Annotated in this window: 24 protein-coding genes, 6 tRNA genes and 1 riboswitch; of the genes, 8 read left to right on the top strand and 22 right to left on the bottom strand. The window is 35.7% G+C overall.

Translation table 11 applies throughout. The features are described from left to right. Window positions 1-22: 22 nt before the first annotated feature. Complete coding sequence (locus tag I567_RS11880; protein WP_016252448.1) at window positions 23-241, top strand: ferredoxin; 219 nt, start codon at window positions 23-25, stop codon at window positions 239-241. Window positions 242-315: 74 nt separating this feature from the next. Here the strand turns inward: I567_RS11880 and I567_RS11875 are convergent, their stop codons facing one another. The 15 genes from I567_RS11875 to I567_RS11800 form a co-directional block, all read right to left on the bottom strand. Further along, on the bottom strand, window positions 316-1320 hold the full coding sequence (locus I567_RS11875) for a helix-turn-helix transcriptional regulator (RefSeq protein ID WP_016252447.1): 1005 nt from the start codon (window positions 1318-1320) through the stop codon (window positions 316-318). A gap of 366 nt (window positions 1321-1686) precedes the next feature. Next, window positions 1687-2289 carry an ECF transporter S component gene (locus I567_RS11870; protein WP_016252446.1) on the bottom strand — a complete coding sequence of 201 codons (603 nt, stop codon included), beginning with the start codon at window positions 2287-2289 and terminating at the stop codon, window positions 1687-1689. Between the two features lie 336 nt (window positions 2290-2625). Further along, a riboswitch (FMN riboswitch) is annotated at window positions 2626-2760 on the bottom strand. A gap of 96 nt (window positions 2761-2856) precedes the next feature. Beyond that, window positions 2857-3573, bottom strand: a complete 717-nt coding sequence (locus I567_RS11860) for a pseudouridine synthase (protein ID WP_016252444.1) — start codon at window positions 3571-3573, stop codon at window positions 2857-2859. Window positions 3574-3590: 17 nt separating this feature from the next. Continuing rightward, window positions 3591-4190: an SMC-Scp complex subunit ScpB gene (gene scpB / locus I567_RS11855; RefSeq protein ID WP_174362045.1), complete on the bottom strand. Its 600-nt coding sequence runs from the start codon at window positions 4188-4190 to the stop codon at window positions 3591-3593. Then, window positions 4190-4930 carry a segregation/condensation protein A gene (locus I567_RS11850; protein WP_016252442.1) on the bottom strand — a complete coding sequence of 247 codons (741 nt, stop codon included), beginning with the start codon at window positions 4928-4930 and terminating at the stop codon, window positions 4190-4192. Before I567_RS11850 ends, scpB begins: the two co-directional genes overlap by 1 nt. A 15-nt stretch (window positions 4931-4945) precedes the next feature. Further along, entirely contained in the window at window positions 4946-5833 is an 888-nt protein-coding gene (gene xerD / locus I567_RS11845) for a site-specific tyrosine recombinase XerD (protein WP_016252441.1), read from the bottom strand. A gap of 48 nt (window positions 5834-5881) precedes the next feature. Beyond that, window positions 5882-6349, bottom strand: a complete 468-nt coding sequence (gene fur, locus I567_RS11840) for a ferric iron uptake transcriptional regulator (RefSeq protein WP_016252440.1) — start codon at window positions 6347-6349, stop codon at window positions 5882-5884. A 44-nt stretch (window positions 6350-6393) separates the two neighbouring features. Further along, window positions 6394-7245, bottom strand: coding sequence for a CvfB family protein (locus tag I567_RS11835; protein WP_016252439.1), 852 nt, complete (start codon window positions 7243-7245; stop codon window positions 6394-6396). 10 nt (window positions 7246-7255) lie between these two features. Then, window positions 7256-7576 carry an AzlD domain-containing protein gene (locus I567_RS11830; RefSeq protein ID WP_016252438.1) on the bottom strand — a complete coding sequence of 107 codons (321 nt, stop codon included), beginning with the start codon at window positions 7574-7576 and terminating at the stop codon, window positions 7256-7258. Further along, window positions 7566-8264 carry an AzlC family ABC transporter permease gene (locus I567_RS11825; RefSeq protein WP_016252437.1) on the bottom strand — a complete coding sequence of 233 codons (699 nt, stop codon included), beginning with the start codon at window positions 8262-8264 and terminating at the stop codon, window positions 7566-7568. Before I567_RS11825 ends, I567_RS11830 begins: the two co-directional genes overlap by 11 nt. Window positions 8265-8345: 81 nt before the next feature. Beyond that, entirely contained in the window at window positions 8346-10214 is a 1869-nt protein-coding gene (locus tag I567_RS11820; protein ID WP_016252436.1) for a cell division site-positioning protein MapZ family protein, read from the bottom strand. 198 nt (window positions 10215-10412) lie between these two features. Beyond that, window positions 10413-11525, bottom strand: coding sequence for an RNA polymerase sigma factor RpoD (gene rpoD / locus I567_RS11815; RefSeq protein ID WP_018345375.1), 1113 nt, complete (start codon window positions 11523-11525; stop codon window positions 10413-10415). An 18-nt stretch (window positions 11526-11543) separates the two neighbouring features. Further along, window positions 11544-13394, bottom strand: coding sequence for a DNA primase (gene dnaG / locus I567_RS11810; RefSeq protein ID WP_016252434.1), 1851 nt, complete (start codon window positions 13392-13394; stop codon window positions 11544-11546). Between the two features lie 302 nt (window positions 13395-13696). Continuing rightward, a complete protein-coding gene (locus tag I567_RS11805) occupies window positions 13697-14326 on the bottom strand; it encodes a lysozyme family protein (protein ID WP_016252433.1) in 630 nt (209 codons plus the stop codon). Between the two features lie 37 nt (window positions 14327-14363). Further along, a complete protein-coding gene (locus tag I567_RS11800) occupies window positions 14364-15365 on the bottom strand; it encodes a nucleoid-associated protein (protein WP_016252432.1) in 1002 nt (333 codons plus the stop codon). A 199-nt stretch (window positions 15366-15564) separates the two neighbouring features. On the opposite strand from I567_RS11800, the gene I567_RS11795 reads away from it, so the two are divergent. After that, a complete protein-coding gene (locus tag I567_RS11795; RefSeq protein WP_016252431.1) occupies window positions 15565-15849 on the top strand; it encodes a hypothetical protein in 285 nt (94 codons plus the stop codon). 29 nt (window positions 15850-15878) lie between these two features. Beyond that, window positions 15879-16586 (top strand): hypothetical protein, encoded by a 708-nt coding sequence (locus I567_RS11790; RefSeq protein ID WP_016252430.1) that lies wholly within the window; start codon window positions 15879-15881, stop codon window positions 16584-16586. A 49-nt stretch (window positions 16587-16635) separates the two neighbouring features. Here the strand turns inward: I567_RS11790 and I567_RS12575 are convergent, their stop codons facing one another. After that, window positions 16636-19065, bottom strand: a complete 2430-nt coding sequence (locus I567_RS12575; protein ID WP_016252429.1) for a hydroxymethylglutaryl-CoA reductase, degradative — start codon at window positions 19063-19065, stop codon at window positions 16636-16638. 167 nt (window positions 19066-19232) lie between these two features. Here I567_RS12575 and I567_RS11780 point away from each other — a divergent pair, with 167 nt between their 5' ends. The 4 genes from I567_RS11780 to I567_RS11765 all read left to right on the top strand — a co-directional run bounded on the left by I567_RS11780 (window position 19233) and on the right by I567_RS11765 (window position 23476). Then, a complete protein-coding gene (locus I567_RS11780) occupies window positions 19233-20384 on the top strand; it encodes a hydroxymethylglutaryl-CoA synthase (RefSeq protein ID WP_016252428.1) in 1152 nt (383 codons plus the stop codon). 387 nt (window positions 20385-20771) lie between these two features. Beyond that, a complete protein-coding gene (locus I567_RS11775) occupies window positions 20772-21740 on the top strand; it encodes an ABC transporter substrate-binding protein (RefSeq protein WP_016252427.1) in 969 nt (322 codons plus the stop codon). 15 nt (window positions 21741-21755) lie between these two features. Further along, a complete protein-coding gene (locus tag I567_RS11770; RefSeq protein ID WP_016252426.1) occupies window positions 21756-22670 on the top strand; it encodes an ABC transporter permease in 915 nt (304 codons plus the stop codon). Continuing rightward, window positions 22670-23476 carry an ABC transporter ATP-binding protein gene (locus I567_RS11765; RefSeq protein WP_016252425.1) on the top strand — a complete coding sequence of 269 codons (807 nt, stop codon included), beginning with the start codon at window positions 22670-22672 and terminating at the stop codon, window positions 23474-23476. Before I567_RS11770 ends, I567_RS11765 begins: the two co-directional genes overlap by 1 nt. Window positions 23477-23574: 98 nt before the next feature. On the opposite strand, the gene I567_RS11760 is transcribed toward I567_RS11765, so the two are convergent. Next, window positions 23575-23646: transfer RNA gene (locus I567_RS11760), tRNA-Gln, on the bottom strand. A gap of 7 nt (window positions 23647-23653) precedes the next feature. Beyond that, window positions 23654-23726: transfer RNA gene (locus I567_RS11755), tRNA-His, on the bottom strand. Window positions 23727-23858: 132 nt separating this feature from the next. Between I567_RS11755 and I567_RS11750 the strand changes: the two genes are divergently transcribed. Then, window positions 23859-24665: a C39 family peptidase gene (locus I567_RS11750; protein WP_016252424.1), complete on the top strand. Its 807-nt coding sequence runs from the start codon at window positions 23859-23861 to the stop codon at window positions 24663-24665. 251 nt (window positions 24666-24916) lie between these two features. Here I567_RS11750 and I567_RS11745 read toward each other — a convergent pair. The 4 genes from I567_RS11745 to I567_RS11730 all read right to left on the bottom strand — a co-directional run bounded on the left by I567_RS11745 (window position 24917) and on the right by I567_RS11730 (window position 25245). Then, window positions 24917-25001: transfer RNA gene (locus tag I567_RS11745), tRNA-Leu, on the bottom strand. Window positions 25002-25006: 5 nt separating this feature from the next. Continuing rightward, window positions 25007-25077, bottom strand: a tRNA-Cys gene (locus I567_RS11740). A gap of 16 nt (window positions 25078-25093) precedes the next feature. Next, window positions 25094-25165, bottom strand: a tRNA-Gln gene (locus I567_RS11735). A gap of 7 nt (window positions 25166-25172) precedes the next feature. Then, window positions 25173-25245 (bottom strand) — tRNA-His (locus I567_RS11730). Window positions 25246-25248: the final 3 nt, after the last annotated feature.

Raw genomic sequence — 25248 nt, 5'->3', positions numbered from 1 at the left:
ACCTCCAGAAAGTAGTGAGAAAATGCGTACCAAACGCTGCGAAATTATTCCAGAACAATGTATTGCCTGTGGACTCTGTGCGCTTTATGCCCCAGATATTTTTGATTATGATGAGGAAGGAATCGTTCTTTTCAAGCAAGAAAAAGAGGCCAATCATCAATATATTCCAAATGAGGCGTATTCATCTGTATTACAAGCTTACCAAAAATGTCCAGTGCGAGCAATTTTACTAGAAAAATAATCGCTCTATCATATAAATACGCAAAAAAATAAAAAAAGCGCGAAAAATCTGTCAAGAAAATTCCTGACAGATTTTTATTTATCGACTTTTTTTACGAGTTCATAGCCATATAAGTTTACGATTTGATTTAATATTTGAATGATTGATGCACGCATATAGTTAGGCTTATTGACTTTCATAGAATTAGATTGACTTAAAATCCACATTTTCGTTCCATACCCATCATTTGTTGGAATCACCATCTTGGCCACTTTCTTTTCTGGATCTTGAGAAATAATCCTTGACTCTGGGAATCTATCTAAAATATAAGCTGGATCAAATAAACATTCTACTTCTAATTCAATGGGTTTACCTAAAAATGCCCAGCGACCCGTTTGATTTCTAAGTTCACCTAACTTAGGAAATTGTGAATATTGCAATCGAGGAACTGATACACTTTCATCAATTCGTAAATTGGACATATTATTAATTCTAAATTTATTGGCATGTTCGAAATCTAAAAAGTCTTCAGAAGTGTGTGAAGCAGAAATCATATAAAAATAAATATCAATAAATACCACACCTAATGGAATCCGATTATATTCAAAAGTCTGAAAGTTCTTTTGATAGGTAAAAGAAACCGGAATTTGATGTTCCGTGGCATATTGAATTAATTTAATCCGTTCAAGCATATCCACACTTTTTGGTACGCCATTATAGGTGAATTTTTCACTTTTTACCATACCTTCTAAGCGTTTGGGTTCACTTGATTGTTTAATTAATTTATCCACAATCGGCAACATTTCTTCACGATGTAAGGCACGGCTTGAAAGCAATACCTTAATCATCGCTATTCTTTCATCATCAGTTAAGGTAAAAGAGCGGTCTAGAAAAAAACCAATTCCATGCTGATATTCCATCTGACCAAATAATCCACGATCTAAATCTTTTTCAGCTAAAAATTCACGAATCGAATCTTTGTCTTTGCGAATCGTATCTTCTGTCCCATATTTTTTCTCAACTAATTCACTAATTTTAATGGCTTTTCCTTCCAATAATTGTGTAAATATATCTAATAATCGCCATCGGTTGTCTTTCATTTTATCCATCCCCAAACAATTAAATGATATAACTTCCCCACCTCTAAAGTTGTTAATTAAATAATATAATTAATTATTTAATTTAATAATATTTTACCATAGTTTACTTAAAAAAACTATGTAGACAAACTGACTTATTAAAAGAAAATGCAGCATAAAAAAACCACAAAATAGAAGGAAAATTCTATTTCGTGGCCATGTAAGGAAATAAATAAAGTACGAAATCATCCTGTTGATTTTCTGTACTTTGATAGAGATTTAGTCAAGTAAAAATTGACTAATTAGATATGAAAAATATCTAGTGAGTAACGCTCACAATTTGAGTATACAAAAAAGCCCCCCTAAAAACAGAGGGCTTCAGCTTAATCAATGAATATTTACGCTAGTTTTTCGAACGGTTTTACGTGAAAGCCAAGGCAATAATTTCGCATGTAAAACGACAAACACTACGGAAACTAAAGCCCCTTTAATAATATTAAAAGGGATAATTCCTATAGCAATATACTTACTTAATGCCATGCCTAACATTTGATTAGCAGATAGTGAGTAGAAATGTAAATAAAGTGGTGTAATGACAAAATAATTTGCCACGCTCATAAAGATCGTCAATGAGCAAATTCCTACAAATAAACCTAAATAACGATTTGATTTTTTTGCTGCATCTTTGAAAAACATGTAGATTGGTAAGGCAAAAACCATACTAGCTAAAAAACTAGCTACATCACCAACCATATTGGCTGGATCAGCAATCCCTGTCGTTAATAGATGCAAGAACGAACGAATAAATGCTGTACTTACACCCGCTAAAGGACCGAATAAAAACATGCTCAATAAGACTGGAATATCGCTAAAATCAATCTTAAGAAAACTAAAGGCTGGAAGTATTGGAAAAGCTAAATATTGTAATACTAACGCCATCGCAGCTAAAACAGCTACCCCCACTAATTTTTGAACTCTACTATTCTTCATAAAATTAATCCTCCTTACAAGGATTCATCTCCATGAATGAACCTATCTAACTACCTTTTTGTGTAAATAAGAAATCGTTTACTTCATTAAAAATAGCTGCACAGCTAACATAACTGCTTCACACCCATAATGTAATCTGTGTTCAGCGACTAGCCACTTCGACGTATAAGCCACCCTGTCTGGAAAAGTCTTATCTTTTTCGACTTTCCCGACGTGTTGGAAAACCTTATCCGCTCGTGACTGAATAAGTCGCTTCACATCCATAAAATAAATACCCTATTTTTCCAGGGGAAAAATAGGGTACATCATTACACAAAAATAGAGTAAATCAAATACGCCAATCTTCTTTATCCAGACTATACTGTCGGTCCTGGAATTTCACCAGATCAGCCATCCAATAAACAAACTCACTGAACAGGTCGTGGACTATCACCACCGGTCGGGAATTACACCCTGCCCCTGAAGACGAACCTTATGCTATATTTTTTCAAGTTCAGCTACATTATACACCTATTCAGAAATAAAACAACCTTTTTGCTCAATTTATGTGAAATAAATTACAAATGGTTATTTTGATAAATGTAGTAAATGTTTGACTTCTTTATTAGTTAATGGGCGATATTGTCCTGGACGAAGATTACCTAATGTTAAATCACCATAGCCTTCACGTTTTAATTTCATCACTGGTAAATCTAAAGCCTTGAACATATTTTTGACTTGGTGATTTTTTCCTTCATGAATCATTAATTTCACAATACTTGTTCCATTGCTTTGATTGGTCGATAAAATTTCATAGCGAGCCGGTGCATAGGTCACTTTTTCATAGCGTAAACCTTTTGTTAAAGGATAAAGCTTTTTAGAATCAGCTAAACCTTTGACTTTGGCAACATATGTTTTTTCCACTTCATGCTTAGGATGTGTTAGACGTTGGGCAAATTGACCATCATTCGTTAATAAAAGCAATCCAGATGTATCGTAATCTAATCGTCCTACTGGATAAATTCTTTGTGCCACATCCGTAAAATAATCTGTTACAACGGCACGACCCTTATCGTCTTCAACAGCTGTTATCACTCCACGTGGTTTATAAAACATGTAGTATACTGGTTCTTCTTGATAAATCGGGACATCATCGACACTTACTTCATCTGTAGCACTGACCTTGACGCCAAGTGTTGTCACAGTCTGACCATTGACTTTTACTTTACCATCTAAAATTAGTTGCTCAGCTTTACGTCTAGAAGCCACCCCGGCGTGAGCAATTACTTTTTGTAGTCTTTCCATCATTTTCCTCTTTTCCATTATTCTTGTTCTAAGTTTTCAGGATTTTCTTCTTCCTCTTCGGCCAATCCTTTAAATAATAACTGCGTTTGATTTTGAGCTAAATCAGCTTCCATTTCAGAAATATCTGGTAACTCTTCTATATTTTTCAAACCAAAATAATCCATAAAATAAGCGGTTGTTCCATAGATTCTAGGACGACCTGGTGCTTCTAAGCGACCTTTTTCTTCAATTAGCTGAAAGTTTAGTAATTTTTGGATAGATGCGCTGGAATTAACCCCTCGAATTTGATCTACTTCCATACGCGTTAAAGGCTGTTTATACGCGATTACAGCCAAAGTTTCTAACGCAGCTTGAGATAAGCGAGCGGCCATTGGTGACTGACTATATTTTTGTAAAAGGTTTTGATACTTTCCTTTGGTAGTCATCATATATCGATTGGCATACTCTTTCAGTTCAATGGCACATGTTTCATCTTCTTTATACTTTTGATTTAATTGTACTAAGCCTTCAAATACTTGTTCAGCCGATAAAGAAAGAACATAGCTAAGTTCATTGATGCTCATCCCTTCATCGCCTGCTACAAATAATAAAGCTTCCAATTGACTAATATCCAAAATTACACTTCCTCTACTCGGTACAAATATAATGGCTCATAACTTGCTGCTTGTTGTACTTTAATTTGTTGGTGTTTTAATAATTCTAACAATGCCATAAAAGTAATCACGATTTCGCTACGATTATACGTTGTTAATAAACTATCTAGTGTGACGCCTTGCTTTATTGGGACTTTTAACAATCTTTCTTGAATTTCGACCATCTTATCTTCAATACTAAACTCATCTGCCACCACAGTAGCTTCGACATTCATTTTACGTTTTTGTTTTTCCAAAATATGATGAAAAGCTAAAAATAAATCAATCGTATTGGCCTGATTTAAATCTAGGCGTACCTCTTGCTGATACTCTTGTAAATCAGAGGGACGCTTCGTATAATATTGGCTCCGTTCTTCGGCTTTTTTAGATAATTCTTTGGCCGCATATTTATATTTACGATACTCCAATAATTGTTCCACTAAAGCTTCTCTGGGGTCTTCTTCATATTGCGAATCTTCATCAAAATCCACTTGTTGCGTTGGTAATAACATTTTGCTTTTCATTGCCATTAAGGTTGCCGCCATCACAATATATTCACCAGCAATTTCTAGTTCAAAAGTCTGCATGGCATGTAGATATTCTAAATATTGCTCCGTGATTTCAGCAATCGGAATATCATATATATCAATTTCTAACTTGTTTATCAAATGTAATAATAAGTCTAAAGGTCCCTCAAAACCTTCAAGCTTAAATTGTAATTCCAAATGGATACCTCATTTCTATGCTCTCGGGAAAAATTGTTGATAAGACTCACTTAATCGGCGTTTTGTTGCTTGCACATACATTTGAGTCGTTGATAAATCCACATGTCCTAGTAATTCTTGCACGCTGGCTAAATCAGCGCCATTTTGTAAAAGATGGATGGCTAAACTATGCCGTAAAGTCTGTGGGGTCACAACCTTTTGAATACCTGATTGCGCGACATATTTTTTTAGATTTTTCCACAGGCCTTGTCTTGTAAATGCTTTTCCTTGTTGGGTTAAAAAAAGAATCTGATTTTCTTGATGATTCATTAAAGATGGCCGTACATGGGATAGATACGTTCTCAACCATTTGACACATTCGCTGCCCAAGGGTAATATACGCACCTTTTGTCCTTTTCCTTCAAATTCAAGATAAGCTAACTCTAAATGTACATTTTCAACCTTTAAAGCGATACACTCACTGACCCTTATTCCCGTAGCATACAACAGCTCTAAAATAGCCCGATCACGAACACCTCGCAAACTTTTGGTGTCTGGCAATTGCAATAATTGATTCACTTCTTCAATTGTCAAATACTCGGGAACTTTAGGCGCAAGTTTTGCCATCTCGATGCTACTTGCAGGATTATGTGTAGTGATTTGTTGGAGTTGTAAATATAAATGAAAATTTTTGATACTACTTAACATCCGCATAATAGAAGAAGTCGCACGCTTATCCTCTTGTAATTTGCGTAAAAATTGCTGTACATGGGCTTTTTGCACTTGTTCGAAATTGGTTATGTTTTTCTCTTTTAAAAATGCAAAATAATGCTTTAAATCCCGCTCATAACTCACTAATGAATTTTGAGCTAAATGTTTTTCTGTCGTTAAATAATGAAGATATGCACGCAATTGAGTTTCCATCTTATAAACCCCTATCCTGAAAAAAGGGCAGAAGTAAGGAAAATTCCTTTAACTTCTCCCTTCCAATTGATGTTTTTCTTGACAGTTTTTACAGATGCCATGAAAAGTTAAGCGATGATCTTTTACTAGAAAATGATATCTTTTTTCCACAACTTTCTCAACGCTTCCTAATAAGTCCTCTTCAATCTCTTCAATATTACCACATTCCAAGCAAAGAAGATGATGATGGAAACGTTTGGCACCTTCTTTTCTCAAATCATAACGTGCGACACCATCATTAAAGCTAACTTTGTCCACCACTTTTAATTCAGTTAAGATTTCTAACGTACGATATACAGTAGCTAAGCCGATATCAGGATTTTTACGTTTGACAAAAAAGTAGATTTCTTCTGCTGAGAGATGATCTTTCTCATTTTCAAGCAAAACTAATAACGTTGCCTCACGCTGGGGTGTTAACTTAAAACCCGCATCATGCAACATTTTCTTTATTTTATTTAAGGTTGCCATTGTATTCATGACATGTACCCCCTACCATTTACACAAAATGCTCAATAAAAATTTTATAGTAGATTTGTCTTGCCGTCAACTTGTTCAATTAATTTTTGTTTCATTAAATGGCCTAACGCGCGTTTAAATTGTCCCTTGCTGATACCAAATAATTGTTTAATTTCTTCTGGTGAACTCTTATCTGTATAAGGCATAGATTTAGTCCCAGATTGGTTTAGATAAGCTAGAATCATTTGGGCATCATCAGAAATGGCTTCATAACTTCTTGGCTTCATGGATAAATATAACACACCATCTTCACGTAAACCAATGATCCGTGCATCGACTAATTCTCCTAAGCGAGGTTCTGCATAACGTTCACTCGGATGAATAAAGCCTAAATAATAATCTTGTGTTAAAACATAAGTACCAGCCATTTTTAGACGATAAACCCGTGCTTTTACATCTTGGTTATGCATTTGCTCGGTTGCTTTTCTACTCATAGCTTTAAAGATTTTTTCATCTGCCAAGGTAGCCCAAATACGATTTTTATCATCAATACGTAAACCAACTAAGAGTTCATCATCTACTTTTGGCCAGAGACTGGTTAAGGTTGGTAGTTCATCTAAGGATAATACTACCTCTTTATCCGGTAAACCAATATCTAAAAATACACCTAAGTCTTTACGCACTTCAGTTACTTTACTAAAGGCATAATGACCTTGACGTACCTTAGGAATCTTAGTTGTCATCGCTAATTGTTGTTTTTGATTCACATAAGTAAACCCTTCTACCATCTGACCAAGAGAGGTTTGTAATTCCTCTTTATGTAGACGAAAAGTTTGACCCTCTTTTTGAACAAAATAATAATTTTCATTTTCATCAATCACTAAACCACTGATGATAGTTGCTAATAAATGATTCATAAACTCTCCTTTATAAAAATAATCTAATCAAAGCAATCGATATAATACCCGTCACAACAATTTTCATTAAATCCTTACTATAGTATCCTACAAAAAGCGTGGGAATACAAGCAATCAATTCAGGAATTTTCAGCTCTGGCCACTGATTTTCATGAAAGGTAAATAAACTTTGGAAGAAAAGGGCAGCTAAAATACTTAAAGGTAAATAACTCATAAACAGTTCTATCTTTTTAGGAAAATGAATTTTATTAGAAAATACAAATGGTAAAATTCTTGGTAGCCAAGTGACTAAACCACATAAAGCCATCAGTACTAGAAAATCAAGACTCATGCAACATCACCCCCACAAAGCAACCAATTAATGTAGAAGCTAATACAGCCACCTCAGCTGAGAAAAAGCGCATCAAGATGATTAATGAGCAAAATATACTTAAAAGCAAAATACTTGTTTGGATTGTTTTTTGCTTGAATGGTCGTTCTACCTGGAATAAAAATAAACCTAAAAACATCGCAACGAGTGCAAAATCTAAACCAAATGTTTTAGGATTATGGATAAATCCACCAAATAATGCCCCTGCCATCGTCGCAAAAATCCAACTCAGATAGGCCGTTAGATTAAGTCCATGCAGCCATTGACTCGTCACACTTTTATTTTTTAATAATTCGACAGTTAAGACACCATAGGATTCATCTGTTAATAACGTTCCTAAACCGATGCGATTGAATAAATTTACCTGTTTAAAATGTTGGGCTACGGATAAACTCATCAAAAAATGACGGAAATTAACCATAAAGACAGTTAATACGATACTAGATATTGGCGCATTTAAAGCTAACAGACCACAAATAATAAATTGAGCACTACCAGCATAGACTAGAATAGACATCATTGCTACTTGTATCACTGATAGACCTACACCTTTCCCTACTACTCCCATAGCAAAACCAATACCAATATAACCTAGTACAGTAGGTAAACAATCTTTCACACCTTGTCTAAATGTTAAACCTGACTGCATAAAAAACTCCCTTTTTCAAATATGATGTTTTTATCATATCGAAAAAAGAGAGTTCTGGCAATATGAAATTATTGATCACGACTAGCGAATCGTGTGGTCGTTCCCATTTCCTTTATAAAATCCAGTTTTATCATTAATTGTTACGACATAGACTGGATTTTTAGCACTTGCATAGCTAAATCTTTGACTAGGCGCCACTGCATATAAATTATAGTAGCCTTCTTTGTTTTCGATGCGGGCACGTTCTAGCACATAGCCGCCATCGACAATATAGCCACGAGATAAACAAGCTTGTAAGACTTGATTTTTAACCTCTGGATTCCACTGCCAAGCCTGATTATTCACATCTTGTAAATCCGAAAGTCGAGTTGAGATTAATGCTTGATTATCTCCTTGATGTACACTTTTTGGGGATAATACTTCACTTTGCTCACTTGTTCTAGTTGTATAAATCGGCTGTGTATTTACAGGATTGGCTTCTACAGGTTTTTCTGCCACAGCTTCTGTTTGGTTCGAAGTTTTAGTATTGGCTGCTTTAGCTTGTTTTTCTTCTTGTTCTTTTTTAGTTAATGCTTGATCAATTGTTGCTAATTGTTTACTAAGAGATTCTTTTTGCTTGCTTTTTGCTAATTGATCCACCATTTTTTTTGCATTTTGGTATTTTTCTCTAGTAACTGAACTTGCTAATAATTGGTTCTTATAGCCATCCATCAATTCTTTGGTAGCAGATTGGGCTTTTTCATATTGTTCATACGCCTTTTGCCCAATTGCCACCGCTTCGTTTACCAATTTTTCATATGGTTCTTGCGGATTGGCAATCGCTTTGACAGCAAACTTTTGTGAATAATCTAAAGTAGCTTGCTCCTTAAGCTGTCCATTTTCAATAATTGGCGAAGTAAAGTAACCGTTGACTTCAGATACTTTTTGCCATTGTTGTTTTGCACTAGCTAATTGTTGATGTAATTTGGTATACCCTTTATCATCTTTATACTTTTCCAATTGATTACTTAAATCATCTATTTGCGCAAGCGTCACCGTAGCTTTTAAAAATTCCACTTTGTTTGTGGTAAATAATTGCGTCACTTTAACAGATAATTTACTTAACTGACTGTCCGCTTTTTGCGTTACTTGGGATTTGTTCGTATCTTGACGCTGCACATGTGCATAATAAAAACCGCCCCCAACAACTAAAAGCGCTGCGCCGGCCAATGCTAAATGACGCCATTTTTTTGATGGTTTCGCTTGTTCTTCATCCGCTTCTTGATTATCAACTGAATCTTGTAAGATATGATTACTTGCAGCAGTATATACATTTTTTTCTGCTTCAGTGACCTCATCGTCTAAAGCATTGGTTGATTTTTCTGTATCTGACAGCTGGTTACTTTTTTCTTGTGACGCTACTTCTTGTGGCTCTTGGACATTTGACTCGGCCTGTTGGTTTTCAGCTTGTTCTGCCAAACGTTGGGCTTCTTTTTGAGCATTATGCATTTCAATATAGTTCGCTAAAATTGGATTTTCTTCAAGGGCAGCATCCTCAGCTTCTTTTTGCTTTTCTTGTTGTTCTTGAACAAGGTCAGCCAATTGAGCGGATTGATTATCTTCAGAATTGTCTTGCTCCTCTTCAGATAGCGTTATATTAATTGCTGCTAAATCAGCTTTAGACAAAGGGACATCATGTTCTTTAGCTAACTCTTTCATGACCTCTCCGATGGGTTGCTCTTGTAAGTCAGACCAGACAATATCATCATTTACTTCATCCGTATCCTCAAATGTAATCACTTCTACGGTAGAATCATCCACTTTGTTTTCAACTGAAGATAAATCCGTTTGCAGGTTTTCTTCATGCTGTAGTTTTTCGGTGACATTTTCGACTATTTCTGCACCACAATTTGGACAGATAAGTGATTGATCAACCGGTTCATAGCCACAGCTTGGACATCGATGAATCAAAAAAATCGCTCCTTATTTATAAAATCATTTATTAGTTCAAAATGATACTTTTTTTAAACTTTCACTCTTTAATTTATCACAACTTATAAGTAAAAACCAATGCATTTTATAAAAAATTATATTTCAAATTGATTAAAAATGCGTCAAATCAAAAGGACTTACCTTCCAACAATAAGGGAATTGGTAAGTCCTTAAATATTATTCTAAGAAATCTTTCAATTGTTTTGAACGTGAAGGATGGCGTAATTTACGTAAGGCTTTTGCTTCAATTTGACGAATTCGTTCGCGCGTTACCCCAAATACTTTTCCTACTTCTTCTAGGGTACGTGTACGCCCATCATCAATACCAAAGCGCAAACGTAAGACATTTTCTTCACGATCAGTCAACGTATCAAGTACATCTTCTAATTGCTCTTTTAAGAGTTCATAAGCCGCGTGTTCAGCTGGTGAAGTGGCTTCTTGGTCTTCAATAAAGTCACCTAAATGCGAGTCATCTTCTTCACCAATTGGCGTTTCCAATGAGACTGGCTCTTGCGCAATTTTTAGAATTTCACGTACTTTTTCTGTTGGCATTTCCATTTTTTCGGCAATTTGTTCTGGCGTAGGTTCTTTACCTAATTCTTGTAACAATTGACGTTGGATACGAATTAATTTATTAATTGTTTCAACCATATGCACTGGAATACGGATGGTTCTCGCTTGGTCAGCAATCGCGCGCGTAATTGCCTGACGAATCCACCAAGTAGCATAGGTAGAAAATTTGAATCCTTTACGGTAATCAAATTTTTCAACGGCCTTCATTAAGCCCATATTTCCTTCTTGAATTAAATCAAGAAACTGCATACCACGCCCAACATAGCGTTTAGCAATACTTACTACTAATCGTAAATTGGCTTCAGCTAGACGTTGTTTTGCTTCTTGATCTCCTTGTTCAATCTTTAAGGCTAAGGAAACTTCTTCATCTGCTGTTAATAATGGTACACGACCAATTTCCTTTAAATACATTCTTACAGGGTCATTAATTTTTACTCCTGTAGGTGCAGATAAATCACGGTCATCTACTTTCTCTTCTTCTGCATGTTTTTGATTGCTTTTTAGTGAGTGAATAGATGGTTCGCCATTTTCATCGACTACACTTATTCCAGAGTCTTCCACTTTTTGAATTAATTGATCCATCGCATCAGCATCTAAAGAATAAGGTACGACTAATTGATTTGATAAGTCATCATACAAAACTTGACCTTTATAGCGATTTTCACGAATAAATTGGTCAACGGCTTGTTCATATGATTTTTGTGGTTTTTCAGACATTGAGAAGTCCCCTTTCATCTATTGACTCATTTGTTTCAATTGTTTCGTTAATTGAATAATCTCAACAGCTAACTTTAATTCTAAATCTGTTTGATGCTGTTGTCTAGCTAATTGCTGTTCATTTTTCTTGGTAATCAGTAGTTCTTGAATGCGATGTTCCTTAATTAGTGTGATAACATCATGCCATTCTTGGTCACTCATCTCTTTAGGAACATTCATACTGGCAATTTCAACAACTTTTCCGCGCAAATGATTTTCCTGTAAGACATCCAAAAATTGTTGGATGGTAAAAGAACCCTGACCCTCAAGAATACTATCAAATAAGACATATATTTCTTGATAAATCTCATCAATAAAAAATACTTCATCGGCTTTTAAACGTTTATTTAGACTAGGATCATTGAACAGTCGGTAAAGCAAGAGTTCTTGTGCTTTTTGTAATTGTGTTTTTTTCACAACTACTTGAACCGAAATCTTTGGCACTTGCGCAACGGATGCGTCAGGTTCGACTGGTAAATCATACTGTACCGTTGCAACAGGGCTAGGTAATTGAATCTGAGACAGTTGTTGCTGTAAGGCATCGCGACTAACATTAAATTCGAGTGCTAACTGATTTAAATATTTATCCTGTTCAATCACCGAATCGACTTTTTTCAACTCAATTAACAATTCATTTAAATAGGTAATTTGCTCTTGATCATTTTCTAAATTCCGGCCAGTTCTTTTGTATTGTCTCATGAATTGAAAAACTGATTGCCGTGAATGTTGCGCTAATTGTACAAAAGATTCCGCTCCATATTTTTTGACGTACTCATCTGGGTCCAAACGTTCAGGTAGGCTGACAATCGACATTTTTAACTGACTTTGTTCTTCAAACAGAGAAACGGCACGATAAATCGCATGTTGCCCAGCCTGATCGCCATCATAGCAAAGAACGACCTGATGGACTAATTTATCAATACGTCGAATTTGTTGTTCAGTTAAACTAGTACCCATTGATGCCAAACCATTGGGAATGCCACTTTTATACGCTGCAATCACATCCATAAAGCCTTCAAATAAATAGGCTTCCTGATTTTTACGCATGGTACCCTTTGCTCGATGTAAATTAAATAGCACTTCACGCTTATTAAATATCTCGCCTTCAGGACTATTCAAATACTTAGGTTGACGCTTATCATCGGCCTCATTATCTGTTGGTAAATAGCGGCCAGAAAAAGCAATGATTCGGCCATGTTCATCTTGAATTGGAAACATGACGCGCGAATAAAAACGATCCATAAAGTTACCGTTTTCAAGCTGTACAAAAAGACCTGAAGCGGCCATCTGCTCTTTGGTATAACCTCTTTGCTCAAAAACTTTAACCAAGAAATCTCGACGATCTGGAGCAAATCCAATTTGAAATTCTTCTAATAATTCACTATCCAACTGCCTTTTTTCTAGATAATTTCGAGCTGCTTGGCCAATTTGGGTATTTTTCAAAATATGTTGATAGACTTCGCAAGCTTGTTGGTTCATTTGATATAAGGAATCATTTTTATTATGACCGACTTGCTTTGATGCAGTCATATACTGGCTACTTAACGGAATTCCTTCCATTTCAGCTACCCTTACAACCGCCTCTTGAAAACTAAGTCCTTCTAATTCTTGAATAAAGTTAAAAACATTACCGCCACGTCCACAGCCAAAACAGTGATAAAATTGACGGTCACTTGCTACAGAAAAAGAAGGTGTGCGCTCTTCATGAAAAGGACATAATCCTGTGTAGTTTTTCCCGGACTTTTTCAACTGAACATACTGCCCAATAATGTTTACAATATCCGTTTTTTCACGAATTTCATCGATAACTTGCTGTGGTATTCTTGCCATTTCGTCACCTTCAATCATTATTTGTAGATTGCTAATGATTAGGTCTCACGAGAAGGAAATACGCCAAATATGTACGAATAAATGATAAAAAATGCGCTAAACCTATCATGAATTTTCATTAACCTAGAATATAAATCTCATAAAAATCACGCCCTAGACGAAATTTTTCTCAAATTTGTACTAGGACGCGAATTTGTCATCTTAGACAAGTTGGTGTCACTTTTATATGATTTCATTTTCAAAATCTAGACAATATACCATGCTATTCATTATAAGCGCGTTTTTGCTATTTTTCAAGCAATTCACTCAATTAAATGAATTATTTTTTCATAACTTTCATATTGATATTGGTTCCACTTGACGATTTTGGCATAATAGTAGTTCCCACCGTTATGATAGAGATACCCCCCATTGTGAAAAATTGAAAAAATATGAAGATATCGATAACGTTTTCCCTCAGTATTTCCTAACGCTGGCGCCAAAACCTCTTTTGAATATTTTTCTGCCAATTCTTGCGTATGGTGCTTGCCGTGATTGGCCACATAGTCAATATAATCCATCCCATAATTATATGCCTGAAGTACCGTAGAATAATCACAGCCACGAACTTGCGCATAATCTAATAATTCTTTGAAATGCTTGGTCCCTTGTTTAATACTTTGCTCCTGATTTTTTAATTGTCCGACTTGTTTTGTGAGACTTTCAGAACTTTGCATCACATCCTGACCAGTTCCTTTACTTTCAGTCATCATTATCGCTAAAATGGTCGATTGATATTTTTCAATGCCTGCTTCTTTGGTAATTTTTGCGACAAGTCCTTGATAAGTGCGCACATGCTTAATCACTTGTACGCGTTGATAAATAATAAATCCCCCTAAAAAAATGAAAGATACAAGCACAAGCAGCATGAACTTTTTAACTATTTTTTTCATCGTATAATTGCTCGCTTCTTTTATTTCCCAAATACAACTATAATTTTGTTGATATATCTTCTACATTTTTAATCATCACTGAAATCGTGCCATCTGGCTGATTGACAAACTCCAATAAATTAGGATCTTGATAAACATCCATTGGAATAATCATTTCAATACCGTTTGATAGTTTTAGCTTTTGTTTATTGTATTTCTTTTCACTGACCTCTTTGACATTAGCAATTAAAGGCGCAGTGGCACTAACTCCTTTTTCAGCAACCTTTTCTTGAAAGGCTAACTGCGCAGTAATGTTTTCTTTAAACACAGATTCAGCAATTTCTTTTGGTTCAATATAGCCATTTTGATCAATGGATTCAACGATTGCTTGTTTGACCTTTGCCACAACTTGATAATCATCATCCGCAAACTCACTGCCGATTTTACTAGCTACTTTTTTGATTGCTTTGACATTTTCCTCCAAAGAAAGGCTTGGTACTTGAGCAATAAATTCAGTAGAGAAATACGCTTTTTTCTCACCTGAAAACTGATAGCGTTTCTCTAATAATTGAAAATCAAAGCTCAGCAAATTTATAATGACGCCTTCATCAACTTTTTGCGTTTTATTTGGCAAAATCGCTTGGTGCAAAATAAATTGATTGTATAAACCTTCTTCTGTTTGATCTAGAAAATGCGTATACCCTTGTGAATAATTCAATTTCAAAAAAGCTAAATAAGGTATCGTATCTAACTCATATTTAGCTACGATAATATCACAAGACGGGGCATCCGTGCTTTGCTGATAGCTTTGATACCAGAGATTAACTAATTGCTGACTCATCATTTTTAGTTCCGTTTGTTGTGTTAGAATTTTCCCGATGTCACTAGCTAAATCAATCTGACCAGCTTTAGATTGCGGAGAATACATTTTTGCGATTTTCTTTTCAATATATTCACGTAAATAATCTTTACTTAAATCTAGGGGTAACTCCGATAACACTGGATCTCCCGCCTGACGATCGGCAATATGTAAATATGCTTCTTTTAAATAAATATCCATTTGTTTAACCTTTCTTTTTTATCATTTAACTAGTTTACCTAAAAATTCATTGCTTGAAAAGAAAAATCCACAGACTTAATGAAGTTTTAAAAAGAGAGACTGCAATGAAAAGTCAAAGAAAATATTTGTCTTTTTACCTATTTATTGATAAACTATTGTGTGATGTGCTTTATTTTTTGTGGAAAGAAGTGGATGGTCCATGTATACAAGACTTGAAGAATTACCAGAATATATCAAAAAAGCCTTCTCAGCTGATTTTGTCTTTTTGATTTATCCTGAAAAAATTCAACATTTTCCTGCTAGAAACTATTCCAAGCAACAATTTATCAATGAATTAAATCAACGCTTAGGAAAGTATGAATTATTCACTTGGGAAAACATGGCTGTAGCATACCAAAAAGAGATGGATTGCTATGCTATTATTCCTAAATTTTCTGATTTAACGATTGAAACATCTAACCAAACATCTTTGTCTGATGAATAATTATTTATGAACGATTGAAAGGAGTTTTTATGAAAAAGAAAAACTTAAAAAAATTACTGAAAAATTTTCGACCATCAATGGAACAAGCCAAAAATCGATTATTCCGTGAATTAGAAAATAAAGCATTAAACCAATATCAAATGCCGATTAAAGTGTACACTTATAAAAATCGGAAAAACGAACTTTTTATCGAATTTCTTGGCCAAACAACAAAGGATAAATTATTGACTGTGCCGCTTGATAAAACGTTTGACACCATCATTAAACGTATTCAAAATGAAGAACCAGGCTTATTTGAGCAATTTAGTTCAAATTTAGTAGAAGAAATCGTTACATATTGGTATCAAGCACCAAAACGTCCAAATACAGAAAATCAACAAGCATCAACTGAAGTAGCCCAAGAAGTAACACCAGTGCAAGAAGAAGTAAAAGAAGAAAAAATAGCTGAAGTAGCACCAACAACTGATACTACTGATGAAAAAGAAAAAGCGGCTCACAGTGGTTACGATGAATTTGTTGAAAAAATCACTGCTTTTCCAAAATTTACTGTCAAAAAATTAGCAGATGAAATTCAAGTGATTGAACAAGCTGCGAACGAACGTCTATTAGCAACGATTTCAACTTCACAAGTCGGACAATTCACTATTGAATCAGCTTTAGAGCGTAAATACAAATTAAAACTTGAAGTCATTCCTGTTATTGAAGACTTTGCGAACACACCACTTGAAAATCGATAATCATCATAAAAACGAGTGAAATCCACAAAAGCTGATTTCACTCGTTTTTTTACTTACTTTTTCTTATTTGGGTTAAGATTTGACGGGCATTTTCTTGATTCATCGTCGTTTGCAATAATGCCTCAACCACACTAGCTATTTCATGTTCATTAGCACCAACACTCATTGCTATACTACGTGCCTGCATTTTCATATGTCCTTTTTGAATTCCTTCGCTAACTAAGGCTCTTAAGGCTGCCAAATTTTGGGCCAATCCCACACTCGCTAGTAGCATCGATAATGTTTTTGCATCGCTATTTTGCAATAATTGATGGAAACTAGCCGCTTTAGGTAATACATGAGTCGCCCCCCCTACACTAGCAATCATCAATGGTAGTTGAATTTTACCAACCAACTGATTCTCAACAATTTCCCAAGTACTTAAGCTTTTGTATTGACCGTCTTGACTGGCAAAAGCATGAATATTAGCAGATAAGGCGCGGGTATCATTTCCAAGAGCCAAACATAGTGCTTCTATCCCATTCATAATGCCTTTGTTATGAGTGACTGCACGAAATGGATCAAGCTGTGCATAACGACTCGCCTGAACAATTCTTTGAGCTACTTGTCGCCCATTGCCCAACTTATCTAATTGATTAAAATCAACTGCCACTTTTGCTGTCACTAAAGAATCAGGGGTATAATTCGTTAAAATGGCCATTAATACATCCACAGATAGTTGACGCCTTAATTCAGTGGCCATTGCTTCCAATACCGTATTTAACATATTGGCACCCATAGCTTCTTTGGTGTCCATCCAAACATCCACACATAAAAATGCTTCACTATTAAAGGTACGTGTCGCAAGCTTCACAACACCACCGCCTCTTTTGACAATAGACGGATAAGCTTGTTGTGCCACCTCTTTTAATTTTGGCAATAACGCCTCTACTTTCCTAGCAATCGCCTGAACATCAGCAATATTTTGTAATACAATTTGTCCTTGCGCCAAACGATTTTGAACTTCTGCTTGAAAGCCCCCGGTTTGTTTAGTCATTTTTGCTGCATAGCTACAAGCTGCAACAACAGATGGTTCTTCTGTTGCAAACGGTAGATAATAAGTTTTTTCATTCATAATAAATTCAGGGACAATCCCTACTGGCAAAGCAAAATCAGTGACAACATTTTCAATTAAATGCGTCATTACTTTTTCATCTAAACTATGATTTTGCCATTGAGCAATGACCGTCTCATCAATTAGACCACTTTCACGCAAGAAATCTTGACGTTGATCAATGGTTAGTTGTTGAAACTTTTTTTTTTCGTTATTTGCCTGTTCCTGAGAGTTTTCAATTAACATAGCTAAACCTAAGCCACCGCCAATACACAAAGAGGCAATCCCATAGCGTTTATTGGTTCTTTTTAGTTGATGCGCAAGAGTAGTGACAATTCTAGCCCCACTCGCACCAATTGGATGACCTAAACTAATAGCTCCACCGGCAATATTGATTTTTTCATCGGGAATCTGTAGTTGCTCTTTAACGACGATTGATGAGGCCGCAAAAGCTTCATTAATTTCAAACAAATCAATCTCATCCAAGGTTAAATCAACTTGTTTCATTAACTGTTGAATGGCTTCAATAGGAGAAATTCCCATAAATTGTGGATCAATACCTACTTCACTGGTTGCCTTAATTTTTGCTAAGATAGGCAATTGATGCGCCTTTGCATAACTTTCACTTGCTAAAAGTACTGCGCTGGCCCCATCATTTAACGGCGAGGCATTTCCAGCAGTTACAGTCCCATCTGCTTTAAAGACAGTTTTCAATGAAGCTAATTTATCCAAAGAAGTATCTGGACGCACCGATTCATCACAAGTAATCACTGTACCTTCAACTTCTACAGGGACAATCTCACTTTCAAAATAGCCCTTTCTCCTTGCCGTGGCAGCCTTTTGATGAGACCGTAAAGCATAAGTATCTTGCATTTGACGGGTGATTTGATATTTCTCTGCTACATTTTCAGCGGTTAAGCCCATGTGTTTGCCACTTAATGCATCTGTCAAACCATCGACAATCATCACTGGCTGTGGCGTAGAGTAGCTATCGGCTTGTTTATCATATTCACTAATATATGGCGCACGTGTCATATTTTCACAACCACCTGCTAAAACAACTTGGGCTTTTCCTAATTGAATCTGCTCCATCCCTAAAATCAACGCTTTGAGACCTGAACCACAAACTTCATTTACTGTCATTGCCGGAACAGTTTGTGACAAGCCGCTTTCTAAAGCAATTTGCCGGGCAATATTTTGGCCACTTCCTGCTTGTAATACTTGTCCAAAAATGGCTTGATTGACAGCACCTTTTATTTTAGGGTGGCGATTAAATAACTCAGTTACAACATTTACTGCTAATTTTTTGGCACTAATATTTTTATACATCCCTCGATATTTACCAATCGGGCTTCTTAATGCGTCAATGATTACTACTTGTTCCACATCAACACCTCCAATGGAAATATATCATTTATTGACAAAAAATAAAATATAAATGAATCAAAATGCTAGTTATTCTAAAAAAATCTTAACAAAACATGCAATTATTTTCTTTTTTTCTTCAAAATGTGCTATTTTATTATAGTAGAACGTTGAAAGGGGATAAACAAATGAACGTTGGTATTGATCAAATCAGTTTTTACGTACCTCAAATGTATTTAGACATGATTGATTTAGCCCAAGCACGTAATGTCGATCCAAATAAATATTTAATCGGAATTGGTCAAGAAAAGATGGCCATCAATCCACAAAGCCAAGATATCATTACTCTAGGTGCCAATGCGGCTGAAAAAATTTTAACCGCCCAAGACAAAGAGCAAATTGATTTAGTGATTGTTGGTACGGAATCTAGCATTGATGAATCAAAAGCAAGTGCTGTCATCTTACATCGTCTTTTAGGTATTCAACCTTATGCTAGAGCCATCGAAGTGAAAGAAGCTTGCTATGCCGGCACTGCTGCATTACAAATGGCAGTCAACCATGTCCGCTTACATCCAGAAAGTAAAGCTTTAGTCATTGCTACTGACATCGCGCGTTATGGTTTAAATTCTGGTGGTGAACCTACGCAAGGAGCGGGGGCTGTTGCAATGTTAATTACCAAAGAGCCTCGTATTCTTGTAATTGAAGAAAAAACACTCGCATTAACCAAAGATGTCTATGATTTCTGGCGACCAACTAATCAAAAATATCCGCTTGTAGATGGCCCATTATCCAATAGTACCTATATCAACGCCTTTAGTGATGTATTTACAGCGTATAATCAAAAGTATCAACAAAGCCTGACAGATTACAAAGCCTTGTTATTCCATATCCCTTATACAAAAATGGGTAGAAAAGCTTTGAATCACCTATTGGAAAATGTCGATGAAGCTATAGCAAAAGAATTTATTGACAACTATGAGCTAAGTATTCGTTATAGTCGTCAAATTGGTAATCTATACACCGGTTCACTTTATCTAGGGCTCATTTCTTATCTAGACCATGTCGCAACATTAAAACCTGAAGACACAATTGGTTTATTTAGCTATGGTTCAGGAATGGTTGGAGAATTTTTCCAAGCACATGTCGTGGAAGGCTATCAAAAACACTTACACACCACGCAAAATCAAGAAACTTTAAACAAGCGTCATCGCCTCACTTTTGCTGAATACGAAACCTGTCTTAATGAACATTTAGATCCAAGCATTGACCAAGTATTTACGGATGAAACACGCTTTAGTATTGAAAAAGTGGAAAATCATATCCGTTATTATAAAAAATGACAAATATAGAGTTCTCTTATTTAGTTAATCTATTTAAGAGAATTCTTTTTTATTTTTAAATTATCTTAATATTTATCATTGACTTTTAATAAAAATTTAACTATAATTCAATTAATTCCAAAAGGAGAGGAACATTTCTATGAAGACGCAATTGAAAAACATTAGTCAGTTGAATCGTTTCTACTTTAGCTATTTTAGATAGACTTGTATTCATAACACATTATGGATACAAGAAAAAGTATCTATAATGGCTAAGGATTTTTTGATTGCATTTAGCCATTTAACCTGAATGGCTGAATGAATATTGAATTTTCAACCATTTAGGCTATTCCTAGATGGTTTTTTTATTTAGAAAATTGCTCTTTGAATCATGAAAGGATTGAAAAAATGAAAAAGAAAAAAATAATGACTACCCTACTTGTGATGAGTGCGGCTTTATTATTAGCTGCCTGTGGGAACAAAGAAAGCAAAAAAGATACCCAAAAAACTGTTGGTGTCTTACAAATCGTGCAACACCCGTCTTTAGATGCAGCTTATGAAGGCTTTAAAGAAGGCTTAAAGGAAGGCGGGTATACAGAAGGTAAAAATGTGAAATTTGACTATCAAAATGCGCAAAATAACCAAGATAATCTAAAAAGTATGAGTGAAAAATTAGTCAAAGAAAAAGCCGATTTATTACTAGGTATCGCTACTCCATCTGCTCAATCTTTGGCCAATGAAACACAGGATATTCCAATTGTGATTACTGCGGTGACCGATCCTGTTGCTGCCAAATTGGCCAAATCATTGAAAAAACCTGGTACAAATGTAACTGGTACAACTGATATGGTACCGATTGATAAACAAATCGAATTATTATTAAGTATTGTCAAAGATGCTAAAACAATCGGTATTATGTATAACTCAGGAGAAGCAAACTCAAAAATTCAAGCAGACTTAGCTGAAAAAGCCTTGAAAAAAGCTAATGTGAAAGTTAAAGTCCTAACTGCCAATACTACCAACGACGTACAACAAGTAACAACTAGTCTTGCCAAAGATGTGGATGGTATTTACATTCCAACAGATAATACTTTCGCCTCAGCAGCTGCCGTAATTGGTGAAGTTGCCAAACAAACCAAAACCCCTATCGTTGCTGGATCAGTAGAACAAGTAGAAACAGGTGGTTTAGCAACTTACGGAATTGATTATAAAGAATTAGGAAAACAAACTGGCTTAATGGCCGCTAAAATTTTGGATGGTAAAGAAAAACCTGCAACAACTGCAATCGAATCAGCAAAAAACCTAAAACTTGTTGTCAATGAAGATATGGCTAAAGCATTAGGTATTGATCCAGCAAGTATTGTTGCCCCTAAATAGATTGGAGATTATTTCATGAGTATTATTTCAAACTTACCCCTTCTCTTACAATCAGCAGCTTCTCAAGGTGTCTTATGGTCGCTTTTAGCAATTGGGGTATTTATTACATTTAGAATTCTAGATATTGCTGACTTAACCGCAGAAGGAAGTTTTCCTTTAGGTAGCGGGATTGCAGCAATTAGCATCGTTCACGGCCTTTCACCAGTTGTTGCTACCCTCTTAGGATTTTTAGGAGGCGTACTTGCTGGCTTAGTATCGGGTATCTTGCATACAAAATTAAAAATACCTGCCCTGCTTGCCGGAATTATTACGATGACCGGCCTTTACTCGGTGACTTCACGTGTGATGGGTGCACCTAACATTGCGCTTTTAGGAGAAGATACATTATTTTCTTGGCTACAAAACATGGGACTAACAAAAGTCAATGCCGCAGTCATTATGGGCTTAATCATTAGTTTATTAGTGATTTTACTATTGCACCTTTTCTTTCGTACTGAAATAGGCTTAGCGATTCGTGCTACCGGGGATAATATTGATATGAGTCAGGCCAATGGTATTCATACTGATTCGATGAAATTGATTGGTTATATGATTTCTAACGGCTGTATCTCCCTTTCAGGTGCATTAATTGCCCAAAATAATGGCTTTGCAGACTTAAACTCAGGTGTTGGAACCATCGTTATTGGATTAGCTTCAATCATTATTGCAGAGGTATTATTTGCTAACAAACCTCTATGGATACGCTTTTTAACAATTATCGCTGGTACAATTATTTATCGTTTCATCTTAGCCTTAGTCTTTGAATTTAATGTCGAACCAAGTGACTCAAAACTAGCATCTGCCATTGTTTTAGTGGTTTGTCTATCTTTACCACAATTAAGACAAAAATTATGGCTAAACACGCTTTTCAAAAAAGGAGGTAAAAAATAATGAGTACTGTACTTAAAATTACGAATCTCCATCAAATTTTTGAAAAAGGAACCATTAATGAAAATCATGTGTTAAAAGGTATTGACTTAGAAATTGAATCAGGAGACTTTATCACCATTATCGGTGGTAATGGTGCAGGGAAATCAACTTTACTAAATAGTATTGCCGGTGCTATTCCTACTGAAACAGGTAAGATTGAATTAAATGGTCAAGACATCACGAAACAATCCGTTGTTAAGCGTTCCAGACAAATCAGTCGTGTCTTTCAAGATCCAAAACTTGGCACGGCAGTACGATTGACGGTTGAAGAAAATATGGCTATTGCATTAAAACGCGGACAAAAACGCGGCTTTAGTTCAGGTGTGAAAGCCAAAAATCGCGAATTTTTCCGTGAACAACTTCAAAGCTTAAATTTAGGCTTAGAGAATCGCCTAACTGCAGAAATTGGTTTACTTTCGGGTGGGCAGCGACAAGCAATTACGCTATTGATGGCGACTTTAGTAAGACCTGAGTTAATTTTGCTTGATGAACACACTGCAGCACTTGATCCAAAAACATCAGCTACAGTAATGGAACTAACCAATAAATTAATTCAAGAGCATCAATTAACTGCCTTCATGGTAACACACGATATGAACGATGCAATTAAATATGGTAATCGACTAATCATGCTCCATCAAGGACAAATTGTTGTAGATGTTAAAGGAAAAGCCAAAGAAAAGCTAACTGTTCCTGAATTGATGGAAATGTTCCAAAAAAATAGCGGTTCACAATTAGATGACGATAAGCTACTATTAACGAAGTAAAAAAACGAGCCCACTTATCCTAACATATAAGTGGGCTCGTTATATATTTATAAATAAAATAGCAATAAAAAAAGACAGCCTTCATGAAAGCTGTCAAACTGGGGTAGCTGGACTCGAACCAACGCATGAGGGAGTCAAAGTCCCTTGCCTTACCGCTTGGCTATACCCCAATAAAAGGGCGAATGATGAGAATCGAACTCACGAATGCCGGAGCCACAATCCGGTGCGTTAACCACTTCGCCACATTCGCCATATTAATAACTAATTCGTTAACCGAACAATAGATAGTATAACATCAATTTCTATTTATGTCTATAAAAAAATTGCAATTTCTTTTAAAATATGTAAAAATCATATTAACAATTTATATGGGAGGAATCATGTGGAAAAGCAAACGAAGCCTTTACCAAAAGGAAAAAATATAGGGCCTAAAAAACCGAAGAAAAAACGGCGGAAACTTAAGAAAAAAGTGAAAAGAGTCTTATTACTGATTCTTGCATGTATCTGTTTATTGATTGGTTTTTCAGTAAAAAATCATTTACATCAAAGACAAATTGAGGCACAACAACAAGAAAAAATCTTAAAGAAAAAAGCCAAAGCAAAACAAGAAAAAGCAAAACAATTAGCTTTCGAAAAAAAGAACCCACAAAGAACATATGGTGAAAAGACACGCAAAAAATTAGCCAAGGAAAGCTTAAATTCTTACCTTATTCTTCAAACAGATGAACGATGGGCCAAGAAAAAATATGGTTGGGGAGAAGATACGACTTTTGCTAAAAATGGCTGTGCAATTGCTTCTTTAGCAATGATTGAATCTTATTGGCAAAAAAAACTAATAAATCCAACTACTGTACTTTCCTGGGCGAAAGATGATTACTACACTGATCAAGGTACTTCTTGGGCAATATTTCCGCAATATGCCCAACAAAACAACTACCAATATCTTGATTTAAGCGACAGAATTCAAAATGCCCTCCCTTATCTGAAAAAAGGAATTCCAGTACTTATTTCCGTTAATCCAGGAAAATTTACACCAAATGGTCATATCATGGTTTTATCCGCCTACAATGGCAAAAAAATTCGGCTATTGGATCCCAATGATGACGCCAAGAAAAAACATTCTCTCACCTGGTTTACACCTGAAGAATTGCAAAACGAAGCTGCACATCTATGGGTTTTATACAAATGATACATAGACGAGATATTTTCTTTATAGAGAATATCCGTCTATTTTTTTCCACTGAACATGCTAAGTTGATTTAAAAAGAAAATATACCTAATCGTATCTGTAGCTACATACCTTTTCCTTTCTGTTTCGCAGTACGCACTCTCTTATCTTCTGAAACTGTTAGTAACCCTCAATAAGGTTTCTTGACAAAAAATCGCATAAACGTATAAATTAGAGCAAAAAAAAAGACAAGCATTTAATCTTGTCTCTAATACCGGCGGCCGGGGTCGAACCGGCACGCCCTCAACGGGCACTGGATTTTGAGTCCAGCGCGTCTGCCAATTCCGCCACGCCGGCATATAAGGCGGTAACCGGATTTGAACCGGTGATGAAGGTTTTGCAGACCTCTGCCTTACCACTTGGCTATACCGCCATATATGTTTTACTAACTGGGGTAGCTGGATTCGAACCAACGCATGAGGGAGTCAAAGTCCCTTGCCTTACCGCTTGGCTATACCCCAATAAAAGGGCGAATGATGAGAATCGAACTCACGAATGCCGGAGCCACAATCCGGTGCGTTAACCACTTCGCCACATTCGCCAT

The organism is Enterococcus cecorum DSM 20682 = ATCC 43198, from assembly GCF_000407565.1.
Taxonomy (GTDB): Bacteria; Bacillota; Bacilli; order Lactobacillales; family Enterococcaceae; genus Enterococcus_E; species Enterococcus_E cecorum.
This window is presented reverse-complemented; position numbering and strand designations above follow the sequence as displayed.

What these genes read in the sequence shown, in the direction of transcription:
- I567_RS11835 (WP_016252439.1), bottom strand. Translation starts at nt 7,245, where the DNA reads ATGAATCATTTATTAGCAACTATCATCAGTGGTTTAGTGATTGATGAA.
- I567_RS11880 (WP_016252448.1), top strand. Translation starts at nt 23, where the DNA reads ATGCGTACCAAACGCTGCGAAATTATTCCAGAACAATGTATTGCCTGT.
- xerD (WP_016252441.1), bottom strand. Translation starts at nt 5,833, where the DNA reads ATGGAAACTCAATTGCGTGCATATCTTCATTATTTAACGACAGAAAAA.
- I567_RS11860 (WP_016252444.1), bottom strand. Translation starts at nt 3,573, where the DNA reads ATGGAAAGACTACAAAAAGTAATTGCTCACGCCGGGGTGGCTTCTAGA.
- I567_RS11805 (WP_016252433.1), bottom strand. Translation starts at nt 14,326, where the DNA reads ATGAAAAAAATAGTTAAAAAGTTCATGCTGCTTGTGCTTGTATCTTTC.
- fur (WP_016252440.1), bottom strand. Translation starts at nt 6,349, where the DNA reads ATGAATACAATGGCAACCTTAAATAAAATAAAGAAAATGTTGCATGAT.
- I567_RS11780 (WP_016252428.1), top strand. Translation starts at nt 19,233, where the DNA reads ATGAACGTTGGTATTGATCAAATCAGTTTTTACGTACCTCAAATGTAT.
- I567_RS11790 (WP_016252430.1), top strand. Translation starts at nt 15,879, where the DNA reads ATGAAAAAGAAAAACTTAAAAAAATTACTGAAAAATTTTCGACCATCA.
- I567_RS11800 (WP_016252432.1), bottom strand. Translation starts at nt 15,365, where the DNA reads ATGGATATTTATTTAAAAGAAGCATATTTACATATTGCCGATCGTCAG.
- I567_RS11770 (WP_016252426.1), top strand. Translation starts at nt 21,756, where the DNA reads ATGAGTATTATTTCAAACTTACCCCTTCTCTTACAATCAGCAGCTTCT.
- I567_RS11875 (WP_016252447.1), bottom strand. Translation starts at nt 1,320, where the DNA reads ATGAAAGACAACCGATGGCGATTATTAGATATATTTACACAATTATTG.
- dnaG (WP_016252434.1), bottom strand. Translation starts at nt 13,394, where the DNA reads ATGGCAAGAATACCACAGCAAGTTATCGATGAAATTCGTGAAAAAACG.
- I567_RS11825 (WP_016252437.1), bottom strand. Translation starts at nt 8,264, where the DNA reads ATGCAGTCAGGTTTAACATTTAGACAAGGTGTGAAAGATTGTTTACCT.
- I567_RS11795 (WP_016252431.1), top strand. Translation starts at nt 15,565, where the DNA reads ATGTATACAAGACTTGAAGAATTACCAGAATATATCAAAAAAGCCTTC.
- I567_RS11830 (WP_016252438.1), bottom strand. Translation starts at nt 7,576, where the DNA reads ATGAGTCTTGATTTTCTAGTACTGATGGCTTTATGTGGTTTAGTCACT.
- I567_RS11870 (WP_016252446.1), bottom strand. Translation starts at nt 2,289, where the DNA reads ATGAAGAATAGTAGAGTTCAAAAATTAGTGGGGGTAGCTGTTTTAGCT.
- I567_RS11775 (WP_016252427.1), top strand. Translation starts at nt 20,772, where the DNA reads ATGAAAAAGAAAAAAATAATGACTACCCTACTTGTGATGAGTGCGGCT.
- I567_RS11765 (WP_016252425.1), top strand. Translation starts at nt 22,670, where the DNA reads ATGAGTACTGTACTTAAAATTACGAATCTCCATCAAATTTTTGAAAAA.
- rpoD (WP_018345375.1), bottom strand. Translation starts at nt 11,525, where the DNA reads ATGTCTGAAAAACCACAAAAATCATATGAACAAGCCGTTGACCAATTT.